Here is a 17,405-nt window from a genome sequence, read left to right on the forward strand (position 1 = left end):
GCGAGCTTGCTTGGGGCGGCCCGGCGCTGCGCTCATGCCGCCACGCGCCAGCCGAGCCCGCGCACGTTGCGGATCGATTCCGCGCCGAGCTTGCGGCGCATGCCGTGGATCAGCACGTCGATGGCGTTGCTGGTCACTTCCTCGCCCCAGCCGTAGATGCGGTTCTCGAGCTGCTCGCGCGAGAGGATGGCGCCGGGCCGCTCGAGCAGGGCGTGCAGCAGCGCGAACTCGCGTGCGGTGAGCGCCTCGCGCACGCCATCGACCAGCACCTCGCGCGTGGTGAGGTCCAGCTGCATGGTGCTGCCGCCGATCAGCGAATGCGCGGCGCCGTCGCGCCGGCGCACCACGGCCCGCATGCGCGCGAGCAGCTCGCGGAATTCGAAGGGCTTGAGCAGATAGTCGTCGGCACCCAGGTCGAGGCTGTGGATGCGGTCGTCCAGGCCGTCGCGCGCGGTGAGCACCAGCACCGGCGTGGCGTCGCCGCGTTCGCGCGCGCGGCGCAGCACCTCGGTGCCGTCCTGCCGCGGCAGGCCCAGGTCGAGCAGCACGCAGGTGTAGCCGCCGTCGCCGAGCGCACTTTGCGCGAGTTCGCCGTCGCGCACCCAGTCGGCCGACCAGCCCGCGCCCTCGAGCGCCTGCTTCAGGCTGCGCCCGATCATCTCGTCGTCTTCCACCAGCAGCACTCGCATCGCGTCGACTCCTTGGGCGGCAAGGTAGCACGCGATCGGGATGACCGGTAGTGCCCTGCGCCGTGGCGCAGCGTAGGAGCGGAGTCTTAGGCAGGGCTTAGCACGCGGACCTCGTGCCGCCCGCCCTCGCCATCCGCCGCAAAGGCCAGCAGGCGCAGGGCCTCCTCCTCCACGCCGATCCGGCCGGCCTTCGGCCAGCGCGTGAAGGGCTCCAGCACCACCGCGGCCGCGTTGTTCTTCGCCGCGCGCTCGATCTTCCAGACGCCCGCGACGAAACCATCGAGCAGCACCGTGCCGCGCACGATGCCGTTGGCGGTGAACACGCGGGCGCGGTGCGCCTCGCTCATCACGCGGCTGCGATCGGCGTGCGAGAGCAGCAGGTTGTCCCATTCGGCGACGAGGCGCGGCGGCGCGGGCGTATCGGGATCGGGGCGCGGTGCGCGCGGCAGGTCGAACAGCTCCTGTCCCTGCTCGCCGATGAAGCTGCGCAGCTGCGGCCGCAGGCGCTCGGCCACGGCCTTCCAGCCCGTGAGGCCCGACCATGCGCCCGCATCGGCCAGCGTGGCGGGGCCGAAGGCCGCGAGGTAGCGCAGCAGCAGCGCGTCCTGCGTGGCCGGCGCGATGTCGGCGGCGGGTTCGCCGAGCCACTGCGCGATGGGCTGCAGCCGTGCGCTCTGGTGCGCGTTCCAGCTGCCCGCGGGCGGCAGGTGCACCAGCGGCACGCTGTTGCGGATGAGTGCGGCGAGCGAGGCGGGCTCGCGGTCTTCAAAGCGCGCCGCCAGGGCCTGGCCGAGTTCGGCGCTGGTGAGCGGGCTTTCGCGCAGCAGCGCGAGGCCCGCCTCCACCACCGCCGCGCGATCGATGCCTTCGAGCGCCCGCGCATGGCTGCCGCCCTTCAATCCGCGCTGATGCACCGGCTCGAGCAGCGGCCGCCAGGCCAGTGCATCCGTTGCGGCCATCAGGTGCAGGGTCGCGCGCATCGCCGACATGCGCACGACGCGGCGCTGCTTCAGGGCTTCGGTCAGCTGCTCGCGGCGAAAGCCTTCGAGCCGGCTCCACAGGCCGATGTAGGGTGGGTTGGGCGCCTGCGCCTGCAGGCCCGCGAGCTTTTCGATGGCCTGCGCGGGAGCCGCCTTGCGCCGCTCCAGCAGCATCTGCCGCGCCAGCGTGGCCCGGTTCAGTGCGCGCTGGCTCAGCACCACGGCCATCGGCGGCGGCTCAGAACTTCTCGTGCGGGCCGAGGTAGCGCCACTGCCCCACAGGCAGGTTGCCGAGCATCACCTTGCCGATGCGCACGCGCTTCAGGCCCACCACCTTCAGGCCGACCAGTTCGCACATGCGGCGGATCTGCCGCTTCTTGCCCTCGGTGAGCACGAAGCGCAGCTGCTCGGGGTTCTGCCATTCGACCCGCGCCGGCTTGAGCGGCTGGCCGTCGAGGCTCAGGCCGTGGCGCAGCCTGGCCAGCATCGCGGGCGGAAAGACCGCCTGCACATTGGTGGTGACGGGATCGTCGTCGTCCATGCGCACCAGCTGCCCGGTGGGCGCGGGCTGGCCCAGGCCGTGGTAGGCCACGCGCACCAGGTACTCCTTCTCCATCACCGAGTCCTCGCCGATCAGCTGGCGCGCGATGCGCCCGTCCTGCGTCATCACCAGCAGGCCGATGGAATCGATGTCGAGCCGCCCGCACGGCGCCAGGCCGCGCAGCTGCTGCGGGCTGAAGAAGAAGCGCGCGTTGTCCTCGGCCCAGCGGTTCTGCGGCGTGAAGAGCGTCACCGCGGGCTCGTGGCCGTCTTCGGCCTGGCCGCTCACGTAGCCAATGGGCTTGTTGATGAGGATGGTGACCTGGTTCGCCTGCTGGCCCTTGGCGGCCTTGTCGACCTCGATGCGGTCGGACGGCGTGACCTTCACGCCCATTTCGGCCGGCTTGCCGTTCACCTTCACCCAGCCGTTGGCGATCCATTCGTCGGCCTCGCGGCGCGAGCAGAGGCCGAGCTCGGCCATGCGTTTGTTGAGGCGGATCGGGGCGGGGGCGTCGGTCATGCGGGGGCGCGGTCGGTTGGGGGCAGGCAGGTCACGCCCGGTGGAGCGGTGCGCAGCCGCATTTTCGCCGATGGCGGCCGCCCGCGGGATGTGTCGCAATGCATGGGGATAATGCGCGCCAATGGCCCGCCGGCGGCCTCCACCCGCATGACCAAAATCCTGATCCTCAGCGTGAGCGCCGGCAACGGCCACGTGCGCGCAGCACAAGCCCTCGAAGCCGCGGTGCAATCGACCCCGCCGCACACGGCGGTCCACATCGACGCCATGGCCCATGTGGCCGGCGGTTTCCGCAAGGTCTACACCGACTGGTACATCCAGCTCGTGAACCGCGCGCCCGAGCTGTGGTCCTACCTGCACCAGCGCACCGACGCCACGCCGCACCATGCGCCTTCGCAGCGCCTGCGCCGCGGCATCGAGCGGCTGAGCACCGGCGCCCTCGTGCGCGAGATCCGCCGCGAAAAGCCCGACGCCGTGATCTGCACCCACTTCCTGCCCGCCGAGCTGCTGATGCGCGAGCGCAACCGCGGCCGCATCGACTACCCGGTGTGGCTGCAGATCACCGACTACGACCTGCACAACATGTGGCTGGTGCCGGGCATGGCGGGCTACCTGGCCGCAACGGAAGAAGTGGCCTTCAGGCTGCGCGCGCGCGGCATTCCCGAAGGGCGCATCCACGTGACGGGCATTCCGGTGATGCCGGCTTTCTCCGAACCCGATGCGCCGGCGCTCGCGCGCAATGCCTGCGCCGCGGCGCTCGGCCTCGACCCCGCTCGGCCCGTGCTGCTGATGGCCTCGGGCGGCGCGGGCGTCGGCGACCTGGCGAGCATGGTCGAGCGGGTGCTCTCGCTCGGCGGCGACAGCGGCTTGCAGGTAATTGCCGTGGCCGGCCGCAACGCCGAGGCCCACGGCAAGCTGCAGGCCCTGGCCGCCCGCCATCCGGGGCGCGTGGTGGCCATCGGCTTCACCAACGAGATGCACAAGCTCATGGCCGCGGCCGACCTGGTCGTGACCAAGCCGGGCGGCCTCACGGTGTCGGAATGCCTGGCGCTCGGCAAGCCGATGCTGCTGATCTCGCCGATTCCGGGCCAGGAGGAGCACAACGCCGGCTTCCTGATGGAAGAAGGCGCGGGCTGGCTCGCCTATGACGCCATCGGCCTCGACTACAAGGTGGCGCGCCTGATGGCCGACCCCGCCAAGCTGGCGGCCATGGCCCAGCGCAGCCGCGCGCTCGGCAAGCCGCGCGCGGCGGCCGCGGTGCTGCGCCACGTGCTGGGCGAAGCCGCATGACGGGCGCCGTGGAGAAGACGAGCGTGGCCCGCACGCTCGGCTACCTGGCATGGGTGGTGGTGATGGCCTTCTTCTTTGCCAACGCCGAGATCCAGATCGAAGGCGGCGCCGGCTGGGCCACCTCGCTGCCCACGTGGCGCATCGAGAACAGCATCTGGCTCGACATCTTCTGGGGCGGGCGCGCCATGACGGGCTATCACGCCTGGGTCTTCACCTTCATGGTGCTGGTGTTCCTTGCGCCTCTGGCCTTCAACGGACGCTGGACCTGGCGCGACGCAGGGCTGGCCGTGGCGGGCCTGATCGTGTTCTGGGTCTGCGAAGACTTTCTCTGGTTCATCATCAACCCGGCCTTCGGCTGGGCCCGCTTCAATGCGGTGGATGCGTTCTGGCACAAGCACTGGATCTGGGGCGCGCCGGTCGACTACTGGGGCGGGCTGGCGGTGGCCCTGCTGATCCTGGTGACGCGGCACTGGCGGCGAGCGAAATGAGCGCAAGGAAGCACAAGCGCAGGCACGGCAGCGAGGCCGCCGCGGCGCACGCCGCGCCGCGCCCCGGGCACTGGGCCGATCCACTCGACACGCTCGGGGTCGAGAACCTGCACCGCATCACGCCCACGCTGTACCGCAGCGCGCAGCCGCGCATTGCCAACGTGGCGGCGCTCAAGGCGCTGGGCATCCGCACCATCGTGAGCCTGCGCTCCTTCAACGACGACCGGAAGGTGTTCGCGGGCAGCGGCATCCGCCTGGTGCGCGTGCCGATCAACACCTGGTCGATCGACGACGCCAAGGTGCTGCGCGCGCTGGTGGCCATTCGCGAGGCCGAGAAGCAGGGGCCGGTGCTGATCCACTGCATGCACGGCGCCGACCGCACCGGCGTGGTCGCGGCGGCCTACCGCATGGCGGTGCAGGGCTGGGACAAGGACAGCGCGCGCCAGGAGATGTTCCGCGGCGGCTACGGCTACCACACGCTGTGGCGCAACATCCCGCGCTACATCGAGCGCTTCGATGCACAGAAGATGGGCCATGCGCTGGCCCATGCACCGGCGGTTCCTGCCGTGTCCTGAAGGCGTCTGCAGCTTTCGCGCACCGCTCCTATACTGGCCGCCCCGTGGCCCTGGGCCACCTTCGAACCTGCCTCTTCCACGAGGCACAAGGGGCTCATCCATGGCACTGCAACTACGCTCCCTCGTCCGCGCGAACGGCGAACTCGAACTCTCGCTGCACGACGAGCCGATTCCCGAACCGCAGGCACACGAAGTCGTGATCCGCATCGAGGCCTCGCCGATGAATCCGTCGGACCTGGGCCTGCTGTTCGGCGCGGCCGACATGGGCACCGCCAAGGTCTCCGGCACGCCCGAGCGGCCGATCGTGACGGCCACCGTGCCCGAGCGCGCCATGCCGGCGATGGCCGGGCGGCTGGACCAATTGATGCCGGTCGGCAACGAAGGCGCCGGCGTGGTGGTCAAGGCCGGCTCGTCCGCGGCGGCGCAGGCGCTGCTGGGCAAGACAGTGGCAGCGATCGGCGGCGCGATGTATTCGCAGTACCGCGCGGTGGCCGCGGCCCAGTGCCTGGAGCTGCCCGCGGGCACCGCGCCGGCCGAAGGCGCCTCGTGCTTCGTGAACCCGCTCACTTCGCTCGGCATGGTCGAGACGATGCGGCGCGAAGGCCACAAGGCGCTGGTGCACACGGCCGCCGCATCCAACCTGGGCCAGATGCTCAACAAGATCTGCCAGAAGGACGGCATCGCGCTGGTCAACATCGTGCGCAAGCCCGAGCAGGAGGCGCTGCTGCGCGGCATCGGCGCAAAGTACGTGTGCAGCACGAGCTCGCCCACCTTCCTCGAAGACCTGACGCAGGCGCTGGTCGAGACCGGCGCCACGCTGGCCTTCGACGCCACGGGCGGCGGCAAGCTCGCGGGCCAGATCCTCGGCTGCATGGAAGCGGCGCTGAACCGAACCGCCAAGGAATACAGCCGCTACGGCTCGACCACGCACAAGCAGGTCTACATCTATGGCGGCCTGGACCGCTCGCCAACGGAGTTCGTGCGCAACTTCGGCATGGCGTGGGGCATGGGCGGGTGGCTGCTGTTTCCGTTTTTGCAGAAGCTTGGAGACGAAGGCGTGCAGCGCTTGAAGGCGCGCGTGGTGGCCGAGTTGAAGACCACGTTTGCGAGCCACTACACGCGGGAGGTTTCGTTGCTCGAGGCGCTGCAGCTCGATGCGATCGGGGTGTATGGGAAGCAGGCGACGGGGGAGAAGTTCTTGTTGAATCCGAACAAGGGTGTGGCGGCGTAAGTGCCGTTGCCCTCACCCCAGCCCTCTCCCGGAGGGAGAGGGAGCAATAGCCCGACACCATCTCGCCGCTCCGTCTTGTCCCCTCTCCCTCCGGGAGAGGGCTAGGGTGAGGGCTCTGTGCCCCCAACAAAGCGCGGCCCCCGCCAGCTAAACCACCAACCGATACCCCACAGCCGTTTCAGTCAACAAATGCCGCGGCTGCGCCGGATCAGCTTCCAGCTTCTGCCGCAGATGCCCCATGTAGATGCGCAGATAGTGGCTCTGGTCCGTGTGCGACGGCCCCCACACCTCGCGCAGCAGCTGGCGCTGCGTGAGCACGCGGCCGGCGTTGGCGACGAGCACTGACAGCAACCGGTACTCGGTCGGCGTGAGGTGCACCTCGGCGCCGGCGCGGCGCACGATGCGCGCGGCGCGGTCCAGCTCGACCTCGCCGAAGCGGAACACCGCTTCTGCCGCTTCGTCGCCGCCCGACGCGCGCGGCCGGCGCAGGTTGGCGCGCACGCGCGCGAGCAGCTCGCCGGTGCCGAAGGGCTTGGTCAGGTAGTCGTCGGCGCCGGCGTCGAGCGCGGCGATCTTGTCGGCCTCGTCGCTGCGCGCGGACAGCACAATGATCGGCACGGCCGACCAGCCGCGCACATCGCGGATCAGCGACACGCCGTCGCCGTCGGGCAGGCCGAGGTCGAGCACCAGCAGGTCGGGCTGGCGCGTGCCGGCCGCCGCCAGGCCGTCGCGCAGCGTGCCGGCCTCGTGCACCAGCCAGCCCTCGGCCTCGAGCGCGCCGCGCACGAAGCGCCGGATCTGCGGCTCGTCCTCGATCACGATGGCGGTGGGCGATGGCATGGGTTCAGGGCTGGGCTTCTTCGGCAGTTTCCGGTGGTTCCCGGCGCGGCAGGGTGACCGTGAATTCTGCACCGCCGCCCTGCGCATTGGCCGCGGCAATCTCGCCGCCGTGCGCGCTCACCACGGCGCGGCAGATCGCGAGGCCCAGGCCCACGCCCGGCGTGGCCGATTCGGTTTGGCCGCGCGTGAACTTGTCGAACAGCTTCTGCTCGCGGCCCAAGAGCGCGGCGGGCAGGCCCGGGCCGTGGTCGCGCACCGTGAGCCTCAGCATGCCGGGCTCGGCCCGCGCGCCGACCACGATGGGCGGCGCGCCGTACTTGGTGGCGTTCTCGATCAGGTTGACCAGCACGCGCTCGATCAGCACGGCATCGAACTCGACCAGCGGAAGCCCGGGCTCGAGCGCGGTCTGCACCACGGTAGGGCCGAGCGCGGGGCGCGCCGCGCGGATGGCCGAGCCGACCACCTCTTCCACCGACTGCCAGTCGCGCCGCAAATTCACCGCGCCGCCCGCGATGCCGCTTTCGAGCCGCGCCATGTCGAGCAGGTTGTTGACCAGCGCATGCAGTTCATGCGCCTGCGCGACGATGGCGCGCGCCGCCTCGGCATGCGCTTCGGGCGGCAGCGTCTGCTGCGACTCAGCCAGCGCGATCAATGCGGTGAGCGGCGTGCGCACGTCGTGCGAGATGGCGCCGAGCAGCGCGTTGCGCAAGCGCTCCGATTCCATCTCGACCACCGCCTGCTGCGCCACCTCCACATAGTGCACGCGCTCCAGCGCAATCGCGATCTGCCGGGCCAGCGTGTCGAGCTGCTGCGCCTGCTCCGGGATCAGCAGCCAGCGCGGCTGCGCCGGCGACAGCGCAAGCACGCCGCGCACCCGCATCGGCGCCTGCAGCGGCACGTAGTGCCAGGGCTGCGCCGCCAGCGTGGCGGTGGCAAGGCCTGCGGGCTGGCCGTGGCGGAAGGCCCAGTCGGCCACCTGCGCATCGAAGCCTTCGGGCGGGCCCTTGGGCAGCACGAGCTGGTCGGCCGCATCGGTGACCAGCACCAGCGCCTGGCCGCCGAAGTGCCCCTGCACCGCGGCGGCGCCCAGCGCCACCACCTGCGTGCTTTCGAGCGCGGCCGAGAGTTCGCGCGTGAGCTCGAACAGCGAGCGTGCGCGCCGCTCGCGGCTGGTCGACACGCCGGCCGCAAAGCGCAGCCCCGCCATCAGCTGGCCCACGAGCAGGCCCACGCCGAGCATGATCGCGAAGGTCAGCACGTACTGCACGTCGCTCACCGCGAACGACAGCCGCGGCGGCACAAAGAAATAGTCGAACGCCGCCACGTTGAGCAGCGCCGCGAGCGCCGAAGGCCCGCGGCCGAAGCGCATGGCCACGCCGACCACGCCCAGCATGAACAGCATCACGATGTTGGACAGCTCCAGCACATGGGCCAGCGGCGTGCACAGCAGCGTGAGCGCGATGCTCGCGGCCGTGGCCCAGGCGTAGCCCGGCCAGTGGACGGGTGCCTTCTCGTGGTCGCCGTCGTCGGCGCGCGTGGCGGCGATGGGCGCACGCGCCAGGCGGCGCGAACTGTCGGCGCGGCCGACCTCCATGATGTCGAGCGCGGGCGCGCGCCGGGCCAGCGCGCGCGGCAGCGGCATTGGCGTGGCGGGCCACCAGCGGCGCCAGCCGGTGGCCGGCTCCGGGCGCCCCAGCACCAGCGTGGCGCAGTTGAGGCGCCGCGCCTGTTCGGCCAGCTGCTCGGCCACGTCGGAGCCGGTGAGCACCGCAGTCGCTGCGCCCAGCTCTTCGGCCAGCTTGAGCACCGCGAGGATGCGGTCGCGCTCCTCGGCGGCGAGCCGCTGCAGCCGCGGCGTCTCGACGTACGCGGCATGCCAGCGCACGTTGAGCTGGCCCGCGAGCCGCGCCGCAGTGCGCACCGTCTGCGCGTCGCCCTCGTGCGGCCCGACGCACGCGAGGATCGCGCCCGAGGTGTTCCAGGCCTGCAGCTCGCCGCCCTGCCCGTCCTTTGCGTTGCGCCCGGCCGCGCCCGACTGCTCGACGCGCCAGCCGCGCACGTCGTCTTCCACATGCTCGGCGGTGCGGCGCAGCGCAATCTCGCGCAGCGCGATCAGGTTGCCCTTGCGGAAGAAATTCTGCGCAGCGCGCTCGGCCTGCTGCGGAAGGTAGACCTTGCCGGCCGCGAGCCGCGCCGCGAGTTCGTCGGGCGTGACGTCGACCAGCACCACCTCGTCGGCTTCGTCGAGCACGGTGTCGGGCACGGTCTCGTGCACCCGCACGCCGGTGATGGCGCCGACCGTGCCGTTGAGGCTTTCCAGATGCTGCACGTTGAGCGCCGACCACACCTCGATGCCCGCGGCCAGCAGCTCCTGAACGTCCTGCCAGCGCTTGGCATGGCGCGAGCCGGGCGCATTGGTGTGGGCCAGTTCGTCGACCAGCAGCACGGCGGGCCTGCGCGCGAGGGCGGCATCCAGATCGAACTCGGCGAGCCTGCGGCCGCGGTGGTCCACCTCGCGCAGCGGCAGCAGCTCGAGCCCCGCGAGCAGCGCGGCGGTTTCGCTGCGGCCATGGGTTTCGGCCACGCCGATGAGCACGTCGCGCCCCGCGGCACGCTCGCGCTGCGCGGCGCTCAGCATGGCCCAGGTCTTGCCGACGCCCGCGCTGGCGCCGAAATAGATGCGCAGCTTGCCGCGCAGTGCGCGCGCCTCGTCGCTGCGCAGTTGCGCGAGCAATGCGTCGGGGTCGGGACGGGGAATGTCGCTCATCGGCCACGCAGGTTAGCGCATCGTCCGACACGCATGCCAGCCGCGCACCGAACGATTCGCCCGGGGGCGAAGCATCGAATCTGCGGCGTCCCCAGAATGAACCACGTTGCAACCCGGAAGCTGCGCCCCATGAACATGGCCTCTCTCTTCAGCCCGGCACGCGCCGCCGGCAAGCGCCAGGGCCTGGCGCTCATCACGCTGTGCCTTGCCGTGCTGGTCGCACAGATCGACATGGCGGTGGTCAACCTCGGCACACGCCCCATCGGCGAATATTTCTCGGCGAGCGTCATCGCGCTGCAGTGGGTGCTCGACAGCTACAACCTGGTCTACGCGGTGCTGCTGCTCACCGGCGGCCTGCTGGCCGACCTCTATGGCCGGCGCCGCATCTTCATGGTGGGCGCGGCGGTCTTCACGGGCGCATCCCTGCTGTGCGCCATGGCGACTTCGGTCTGGCTGCTGGTCGCCGGGCGGGCACTCGCGGGCCTGGGTGCGGCGCTGCTGATGCCCGCATCGCTCGCGATCATCCGCGTGACCTGGCAGGACAGCGCGGAGCGCGGCCGGGCGCTCGGGATCTGGGCGGCATGCAACGGGCTCGCGATGGCCATCGGCGCACCGCTGGGCGGCGTGCTGATCCGCCACTTCGGCTGGCGCAGCATCTTTCTCGCGGTGATTCCGCTGGGCCTTGCCGCGCTGGTGCTGGCGCTGCCGTCCATTGCCGAATCGTCGGACCCCGAAGACCGCAGCTTCGACGCCATGGCCCAGGCCTTCGGCGCCCTGGCGCTCGGCGGCCTGGCCTTTGCCGCCATCCAGTCGCACGATGCACCGCGGCTCGCCGCCGCCGCGTGGGTGGCGGCCGCGGCCGCCTTCGTGCTGTTCGTGCGCATCGAGCGCGGCAAGGGCGCCGCCGCGCTGGTGCCGCTCGACATCTTCGGCGTGCCGGCGTTCCGCGGCGCGATGGCCGCCACCATCGGCATGACCTTCGGCATGTACGGCGCGCTGTTCCTGCTGCCGCTGACCTGGCAGGGCACCGGCATGCTCGATGCCGCGCACGCCGGCCTCGCGCTGATTCCGATGTCGCTGGTGTTCGTGGCGGTCTCTCCGTTCAGCGGCCGGCTGGCCGGGTGGCTGGGGCCGCGCGCCCTGACCTGCGGCGGGGTGGCGGTGATCGGCTGCGGGCTGCTGCTGATCGGCCTGGGCGCGCAGCGCGCCTCCATCGTGCCGGCCGAGCTCGGGCTGATGCTCACCGGGCTGGGCATGGGCCTGGCGACCGGGCCGCTGATGGGCGAAGCCGTCGGCGCCGTGGATGCGGCGCGCTCGGGCACGGCCGCTTCGCTCATCAACGTTGCGCGCATCGCGGGCGCGACGCTCGGCGTGGCGGCGCTCGGCGCGGTGTACGCCGCGGCGCACGGCGGCCCCGGCGGGTTGCGCCTGGCGATGTTCTGCGGCGCGGCGATGCAGATCGGCTGCGCGGCCTTCGCCTGGCACACGGCTCGCCCGCGTTGAACCGCGGCGGGGCTCGGCGGCCATGGCTTTGCCTCCTCAGCGCGCCGCTGCCGAAGCATCGAGCGCGAGATTCAGCGCCAGCACATTGACGCGCGGCTCGCCCAGCAAGCCCCAGAGCGGCGCCTGCGTGTGGCTGGCGACCAGCGCATTCACCTGCTCGGGCGGCAGGCCGCGCACGCGTGCCACGCGCGCCGCCTGGTAGTGCGCGGCAGCGGGGCTGATGTCGGGGTCGAGCCCGCTGGCCGAGGCCGTGACCAGATCGACCGGCACAGCCGCGGCATTGCCCGGGTCGGCGGCGCGCAGCGCCTCGATGCGCGCCTTGACCGCATCGGCCAGCGCCGGGTTGAGCGGCCCGAGGTTCGAGCCGCCCGAAGCGCTCGCGTTGTAGGGCTGCGGCGCAGTGGCCGAGGGCCGGCCCCAGAAGTGCTTCGGATCGCTGAAGTTCTGGCCGATGAGGCTGGAGCCCACGGTGGTGCCGCCCTGCACGACCAGGCTGCCGGCCGCCTGCGACGGAAACAGCGCCTTGGCGGCGCCGGTGACGGCCAGCGGATAGACCAGGCCGGTGAGCGCGCCCAGCAGCGCGAACAGCACGAGCGCGGGACGAATGATGTTGTTCATGGTGAAGAACTCCTCAGAACAGATGGACTGCGACCAGCAGCCAGTCGATCAGCTTGATGCCGATGAAGGGAACGAGCAGGCCGCCGAGGCCATAGATCGCCAGGTTGCGGCGCAGCAGCGCGGCCGCGCCCACCGGCCGGTAGCGCACGCCCTTGAGCGCGAGCGGAATCAAAAACACGATGACCAGTGCGTTGAAGATCACCGCCGAGAGAATCGCCGACGACGGGCTCGCGAGCCGCATCACGTTGAGCGCGCCGAGCTGCGGATAGGTCGAGACGAAGATCGCCGGAATGATCGCGAAGTACTTCGCCACGTCGTTCGCGATCGAGAAGGTGGTGAGCGAGCCGCGCGTCATCAAGAGCGCCTTGCCGGTCTCCACCACCTCGAGCAGCTTGGTCGGGTTCGAATCCAGGTCGACCATGTTGCCGGCCTCCTTCGCGGCCTGCGTGCCGCTGCCCATGGCCACCGCCACGTCGGCCTGCGCGAGGGCCGGCGCGTCGTTGGTGCCGTCGCCGGTCATCGCGACCAGTCGGCCTTCGGACTGGTACTTGCGGATCAGCGCAAGCTTGTCCTCGGGCGTGGCTTCGGCCAGGAAGTCGTCGACGCCGGCCTCGGCCGCAATGGCCGCGGCGGTGAGCTTGTTGTCGCCGGTGATCATCACGGTCTTGATGCCCATGCGGCGCAGCTCGGCAAAGCGCTCCTTGATGCCGGTCTTGACGATGTCCTTGAGCTCGACCACGCCGAGCACGCGGTTGCCCTCGGCCACGGCCAGCGGCGTGCTGCCGCGGCGCGCCGTTTCCTCGGACGCGCGCAGCACCTCGGCCGGCATGCTGCCGCCGAGCGATTCGACATGCCGGCGGATCGCATCGACGGCGCCCTTGCGCAGCAGCACCGCGTCGGTGTCGAGACTGTTCGGTGCAGCCGGCAGGTCGACGCCGCTCATGCGGGTCTGGGCCGTGAAGGATACGAAGCGCGCGCCCTCGACAGATGCGGCCTCCAGGCCATCGCGGCGAGCGAGTTCGACGATGCTGCGGCCCTCGGGCGTCTCATCAGCCAGCGAGGCGAGCATGGCGGCCCGCGCGAGGCGGCCCTTCGGCACGCCGGGTGCGGGCAGGAAAGCGCTGGCCTGGCGGTTGCCGTGCGTGATGGTGCCGGTCTTGTCGAGCAGCAGCACGTCGACGTCGCCGGCCGCCTCCACCGCGCGGCCCGAGGTCGCGATCACGTTGGCCTGCATCATGCGGCTCATGCCGGCCACGCCGACAGCCGAGAGCAGGCCGCCGATGGTGGTCGGGATCAGGCACACCAGGAGCGCCACCAGCGCGGTGAGCGACACCACGGCGCCTGCGCCCGCGGCCTCCACGCTGAACACCGAGAACGGCAGCAGCGTGACGGTGACCATCAGGAACACCAGCGTCAGCGCCACCAAGAGGATGGTGAGCGCAATCTCGTTGGGCGTCTTGTGGCGCTTGGCCGCCTCGACCATGCCGATCATGCGGTCGAGGAACGACTCGCCGGGGTTGACCGAGACGCGCACCACCAGCCAGTCGGACAGCACGCGCGTGCCACCGGTCACGGCCGAGAAGTCGCCGCCCGACTCGCGCACCACGGGCGCCGATTCGCCGGTGATGGCGCTCTCGTCGACCGAGGCCACGCCTTCGATCACTTCGCCGTCGAGCGGGATCACGTCGCCCGTTTCCACCAGCACCACGTCGCCCTTGCGCAGGTTGGGCGCCTGCTCGGGAAGCCACTGGCCGCCGTAGCGCGGCTCCTGCAGCTTCTTGGCCCAGGTGTCCTTGCGCAACCCGCGCAGCGAAGCAGCCTGCGCCTTGCTGCGGCCCTCGGCCAGGGCTTCGGCAAAGTTCGCGAACAGCACGGTGAACCACAGCCAGACGGTGATGGCCAGCACGAAGGCCGGCTTCATGCCGGTGTCGCCGGGGAAGCTCAGCGAATGCACCCAGAGCAGCGTCGTGAGGATGCTGCCGATGTAGACGATGAACATCACCGGATTGCGCCACTGCGTGCGCGGATTCAGCTTGGCGAAGGCGCCCCACAGCGCGGGCTTCACCAGTGCCGCGTCGAGCAGCGAAAGGGAGGTCTTCGAGTTGGTCATGGTGCGCTCCTTCATTTCCAGAGCACGAGGTGTTCGACCACCGGCCCCAGGGCCAGCGCCGGCACGTAGTTGAGAAGGCCGACCAGCAGCACGGTGCCGATCAGCAAAGAGACGAACAGCGGCCCGTGCGTGGGCAGCGTGCCGCCGGTGACCGGCAGGCGCTGCTTGGCCGCGAGCGAACCGGCAATGGCCAGCACCGGCACGATCACCGCGAAGCGGCCGAGCCACATCGCAAGCCCGAGCAGGCCGTTGTAGAACGGCGTGTTGGCGGACAGCCCCGCGAAGGCACTGCCGTTGTTGTTGGCGGCCGAGCTCAGCGCGTAAAGGATTTCGGAGAAGCCGTGCGCGCCGGGGTTCGCGATGCCGGCCTTGCCCGCGCCGGCCATCACCGCCACCGCCGTGCCGGCCAGCACCAGGACGGGCGTGACCAGGATGGCGATGGAGATCAGCTTCATCTCGCGCACCTCGATCTTCTTGCCGAGGTACTCGGGCGTGCGGCCGATCATCAGCCCCGCGATGAACACCGCGAGCATCGCGAAGATCAGCATGCCGTAAAGCCCGCTGCCCACGCCGCCGAACACCACCTCGCCCAGCTGCATCAGCACCATGGGCACCATGCCGCCGAGCGGTGTGAAGGAGTCGTGCATCGCGATCACCGCGCCGCACGAGGCGGCCGTGGTAACGGCGGCGAACAGCGCCGAGGCATCGATGCCGAAGCGCACCTCCTTGCCTTCCATGTTGCCGCCGCTCTGCAGCGCGCCGTGCAGCTGGTCGACGCCCAGCGCGCCGAGGAGCGGATTGCCGGCCTGTTCGGCGGGAATGACGACCATCACCGCGGCCACGAACATCACCGTCATCGCCGCGAGCACCGCCCAGCCCTGGCGCAGGTCGCCCGCCACGCGGCCGAATGCAAAGCACAGCGCCGCCGGGATCAGGAAGACCGCGATCATCTGCAGCAGGTTGGCGAGCGCGCTCGGGTTCTCGTACGGGTGCGCCGAGTTGGCGTTGAAGAAGCCACCGCCGTTGGTGCCGAGCATCTTGATGGCTTCCTGCGAAGCCACCGGGCCCATGGCGAGCGTCTGCCCGCCCGCCGCCGTGGCCTCGACCGTCTGCACGGTCTTGTAGGCATCGAAGTTCTGGATCACGCCCTGGCTCACGAAGAACACCGCGAGCACGAACGACAGCGGCACCAGCACCCAGAGCGTGATGCGCGTGAGGTCGGCCCAGAAGTTGCCGACCAGGCCCCTGGCCTTGCCGTCGCCGCGCCGCGCGAAGCCGCGTATCAGCGCGAAGGCCACCGCAATGCCGGTGGCGGCCGAGAAGAAGTTCTGCACCGCGAGCCCGAGCATCTGCGTGAGATAGCTCATGGCCGACTCGCCGGCATAGCCCTGCCAGTTGGTGTTGGAGACGAAGCTCACCGCGGTGTTGAAGGCCGAGTCGGGCGATACGGCGCCCATGCCCGCGGGATTCAGCGGCAGCCAGCCCTGCAGCCGCTGCAGCGCATAGACGAAGACCGCGCCCACGGCATTGAAGGCCAGCAGCGCAATGGCATAGCGCAGCCAGTGCATCGACTGCTCCGGCCTGGTGCCGGCGATCTTGTAGAGCGGCGCCTCGACGCGCTGCATCCAGCGCGGCACGCGCTCGTTGCACAGCGCGGCAAGGAACTTGCCGACGGGCCAGGCCAGCACCAGCAGTGCGGCCAGGAAAAGAGCCAACAGGCCCCATGCGGAGGAAGTCATTTCAGAACTCCTCGGCACAGATCAGTGCGAACACGAGGTAAGCGAACAGGACCACGGCAACCAGCGCGCCGAAGCCATAGAGCGCTTCGAGGCCGATCACGATGCGTCTCCTTCTGCTGCTACCGCGTTCCTCGGCGCGCCGAGCCGGTCCAGCCCCACAGCCATGGCCGCCACCACGGCCCACAGCGCCAGCAAGGCGCCCATCCAGACGAAGTCCATTCATCACTCCTCAAGCGAAAACAAGGACTCGAGTCTCGGCAGGCGCCCGTAAAAACGGGGAACAGAGTCGGCCGGGGCGCATAAAGAAACCGTAAAGGCGTCCCCTCCTCTTCAAAGGGCTCGACAACACCTCGGCTGTCATTTGATAATCAAAGCAAGCTCTTTGAATAAAAAAGGATGACCACGCGCCCGCTCGACGCCAAGCCCGGCTGGATGCCGCACCAGCCGGCGGACCGCATCCTGTCCACGCTCAAGACCCGTGGCGCGCTCGGCATTCCCGACATCGCCAAGGTGCTCGACGTCACGGTGGAGGCCGTGCGCCAGCAGATGGCCAAGCTGCAGGCCGAGGGCCTGGTCGATGCCGAGAGCCGCCCGGCGGGCCGCGGCAGGCCCACGCAGATATGGCGCCTCACCGGCGCCGGCCACGCCCGCTTTCCCGACACGCACGCCGAGATGACGGTGCAGATGATCAGCGCCGTCATCAGCGTGTTCGGCGAGAAGGGCATGGACCGGCTCATCGGCGCGCGCGAGGAGGCCATGCGCACCAACTACCGCGAGGCCATGCGCGGCGCGCGCAGCCTGAAGAACAAGCTCGAGCGGCTGGCCGAAATCCGCAGCCGCGAGGGCTACATGGCCGAGCTGCGGCCCGAGGGCGACGGCTTCCTCTTCATCGAGAACCATTGCCCCATCTGCACCGCGGCGCGCGCCTGCACCGGCTTTTGCCGCAGCGAGCTCCAGCTCTTCGACGAAGTGCTGGGCCCCGGCGTGAGCGTGAGCCGCGTCGAGCATGTGCTCGCCGGCGCGCGGCGCTGCGCCTACCAGGTGAGCCCGAAGAGCGCGCCCTGATCCGATTCGATTTCTTCTAAACCCGAAAGGAAAACCCACCATGGAACACACCCTGCCGCCCCTGCCATACGCCCTTGACGCGCTGGCACCCGAGTACTCGAAGGAAACCCTCGAGTACCACTACGGCAAGCACCACAACGCCTACGTGGTGAACCTCAACAACCTGCAAAAGGGCACCGAGTTCGAGTCGATGCCTCTCGAGGACATCGTCAGGAAGTCCAGCGGCGGCATCTACAACAACGCCGCCCAGATCTGGAACCACACCTTCTTCTGGAGCTGCATGAAGCCCCAGGGCGGCGGTGCTCCCACGGGCGCGCTGGCCAAGGCCATCGATGCCAAGTGGGGCAACTACGACGCCTTCAAGGAAGCCTTCGTGAAGTCGGCCGTGGGCAACTTCGGCTCGGGCTGGACCTGGCTGGTGAAGAAGGCCGACGGCTCGGTGGACATCGTGAA

At 70.2% G+C, this 17,405-nt stretch carries 17 protein-coding genes; 7 read left to right on the plus strand and 10 right to left on the minus strand.

All coding sequences use genetic code 11. The features are described 5' to 3' along the window. Window positions 1–32 precede the first annotated feature (32 nt). The 3 genes from AC1DMS_RS28890 to AC1DMS_RS28900 form a co-directional block, all read right to left on the minus strand. Window positions 33–689 carry a response regulator gene (locus tag AC1DMS_RS28890; RefSeq protein ID WP_018905127.1) on the minus strand — a complete coding sequence of 219 codons (657 nt, stop codon included), beginning with the start codon at window positions 687–689 and terminating at the stop codon, window positions 33–35. Window positions 690–775: 86 nt separating this feature from the next. Then, window positions 776–1,897 (minus strand): winged helix DNA-binding domain-containing protein, encoded by a 1,122-nt coding sequence (locus AC1DMS_RS28895; RefSeq protein WP_478182041.1) that lies wholly within the window; start codon window positions 1,895–1,897, stop codon window positions 776–778. A gap of 10 nt (window positions 1,898–1,907) precedes the next feature. Further along, window positions 1,908–2,729, minus strand: a complete 822-nt coding sequence (locus AC1DMS_RS28900; RefSeq protein WP_015867735.1) for a pseudouridine synthase — start codon at window positions 2,727–2,729, stop codon at window positions 1,908–1,910. Window positions 2,730–2,876: 147 nt separating this feature from the next. On the opposite strand from AC1DMS_RS28900, the gene AC1DMS_RS28905 reads away from it, so the two are divergent. The 4 genes from AC1DMS_RS28905 (at window position 2,877) to AC1DMS_RS28920 (ending at window position 6,310) form a co-directional block, all read left to right on the plus strand. Continuing rightward, entirely contained in the window at window positions 2,877–4,016 is a 1,140-nt protein-coding gene (locus tag AC1DMS_RS28905; protein WP_478182042.1) for an MGDG synthase family glycosyltransferase, read from the plus strand. Beyond that, a complete protein-coding gene (locus AC1DMS_RS28910) occupies window positions 4,013–4,504 on the plus strand; it encodes a hypothetical protein (RefSeq protein ID WP_028254081.1) in 492 nt (163 codons plus the stop codon). The genes AC1DMS_RS28905 and AC1DMS_RS28910 overlap by 4 nt, the downstream gene beginning before the upstream one ends. Beyond that, a complete protein-coding gene (locus AC1DMS_RS28915) occupies window positions 4,501–5,079 on the plus strand; it encodes a dual specificity protein phosphatase family protein (protein ID WP_436037343.1) in 579 nt (192 codons plus the stop codon). Before AC1DMS_RS28910 ends, AC1DMS_RS28915 begins: the two co-directional genes overlap by 4 nt. A gap of 100 nt (window positions 5,080–5,179) precedes the next feature. Next, window positions 5,180–6,310 carry a zinc-binding dehydrogenase gene (locus tag AC1DMS_RS28920; RefSeq protein WP_478182043.1) on the plus strand — a complete coding sequence of 377 codons (1,131 nt, stop codon included), beginning with the start codon at window positions 5,180–5,182 and terminating at the stop codon, window positions 6,308–6,310. A 147-nt stretch (window positions 6,311–6,457) separates the two neighbouring features. Here AC1DMS_RS28920 and kdpE read toward each other — a convergent pair whose 3' ends face one another. Together kdpE and AC1DMS_RS28930 are read right to left on the minus strand one after the other, a co-directional pair. Next, window positions 6,458–7,150, minus strand: coding sequence for a two-component system response regulator KdpE (gene kdpE / locus AC1DMS_RS28925; RefSeq protein ID WP_478182044.1), 693 nt, complete (start codon window positions 7,148–7,150; stop codon window positions 6,458–6,460). 4 nt (window positions 7,151–7,154) lie between these two features. Next, the gene (locus tag AC1DMS_RS28930; RefSeq protein ID WP_478182045.1) at window positions 7,155–9,917 is read right to left on the minus strand and encodes a DUF4118 domain-containing protein; all 2,763 of its coding nucleotides are present in this window, start codon (window positions 9,915–9,917) and stop codon (window positions 7,155–7,157) included. A 129-nt stretch (window positions 9,918–10,046) separates the two neighbouring features. Between AC1DMS_RS28930 and AC1DMS_RS28935 the strand changes: the two genes are divergently transcribed. Continuing rightward, complete coding sequence (locus AC1DMS_RS28935; protein WP_478182046.1) at window positions 10,047–11,420, plus strand: MFS transporter; 1,374 nt, start codon at window positions 10,047–10,049, stop codon at window positions 11,418–11,420. 36 nt (window positions 11,421–11,456) lie between these two features. On the opposite strand, the gene kdpC is transcribed toward AC1DMS_RS28935, so the two are convergent. The 5 genes from kdpC to AC1DMS_RS28960 are packed head-to-tail and all read right to left on the minus strand — an operon-like array spanning window position 11,457 to window position 16,106. Beyond that, window positions 11,457–12,038, minus strand: coding sequence for a potassium-transporting ATPase subunit KdpC (kdpC, locus tag AC1DMS_RS28940; protein ID WP_478182047.1), 582 nt, complete (start codon window positions 12,036–12,038; stop codon window positions 11,457–11,459). 13 nt (window positions 12,039–12,051) lie between these two features. Continuing rightward, window positions 12,052–14,148 (minus strand): potassium-transporting ATPase subunit KdpB, encoded by a 2,097-nt coding sequence (kdpB, locus tag AC1DMS_RS28945; protein ID WP_478182048.1) that lies wholly within the window; start codon window positions 14,146–14,148, stop codon window positions 12,052–12,054. An 11-nt stretch (window positions 14,149–14,159) separates the two neighbouring features. Continuing rightward, on the minus strand, window positions 14,160–15,887 hold the full coding sequence (gene kdpA / locus AC1DMS_RS28950; protein WP_478182049.1) for a potassium-transporting ATPase subunit KdpA: 1,728 nt from the start codon (window positions 15,885–15,887) through the stop codon (window positions 14,160–14,162). Window position 15,888: 1 nt separating this feature from the next. Further along, a complete protein-coding gene (kdpF, locus tag AC1DMS_RS28955) occupies window positions 15,889–15,987 on the minus strand; it encodes a K(+)-transporting ATPase subunit F (protein WP_018905139.1) in 99 nt (32 codons plus the stop codon). Beyond that, on the minus strand, window positions 15,984–16,106 hold the full coding sequence (locus AC1DMS_RS28960; RefSeq protein ID WP_369663715.1) for a hypothetical protein: 123 nt from the start codon (window positions 16,104–16,106) through the stop codon (window positions 15,984–15,986). The genes kdpF and AC1DMS_RS28960 overlap by 4 nt, the downstream gene beginning before the upstream one ends. A gap of 177 nt (window positions 16,107–16,283) precedes the next feature. Between AC1DMS_RS28960 and AC1DMS_RS28965 the strand changes: the two genes are divergently transcribed. Both AC1DMS_RS28965 and AC1DMS_RS28970 read left to right on the plus strand, forming a co-directional pair. Continuing rightward, on the plus strand, window positions 16,284–16,952 hold the full coding sequence (locus tag AC1DMS_RS28965; RefSeq protein ID WP_015867746.1) for a helix-turn-helix transcriptional regulator: 669 nt from the start codon (window positions 16,284–16,286) through the stop codon (window positions 16,950–16,952). Between the two features lie 40 nt (window positions 16,953–16,992). Next, window positions 16,993–17,405: superoxide dismutase (locus AC1DMS_RS28970; protein WP_478182050.1), on the plus strand; the 413-nt coding region annotated here is incomplete at its 3' end.

The sequence above is a fragment of the Variovorax sp. 05T418 genome (assembly GCF_056396385.1).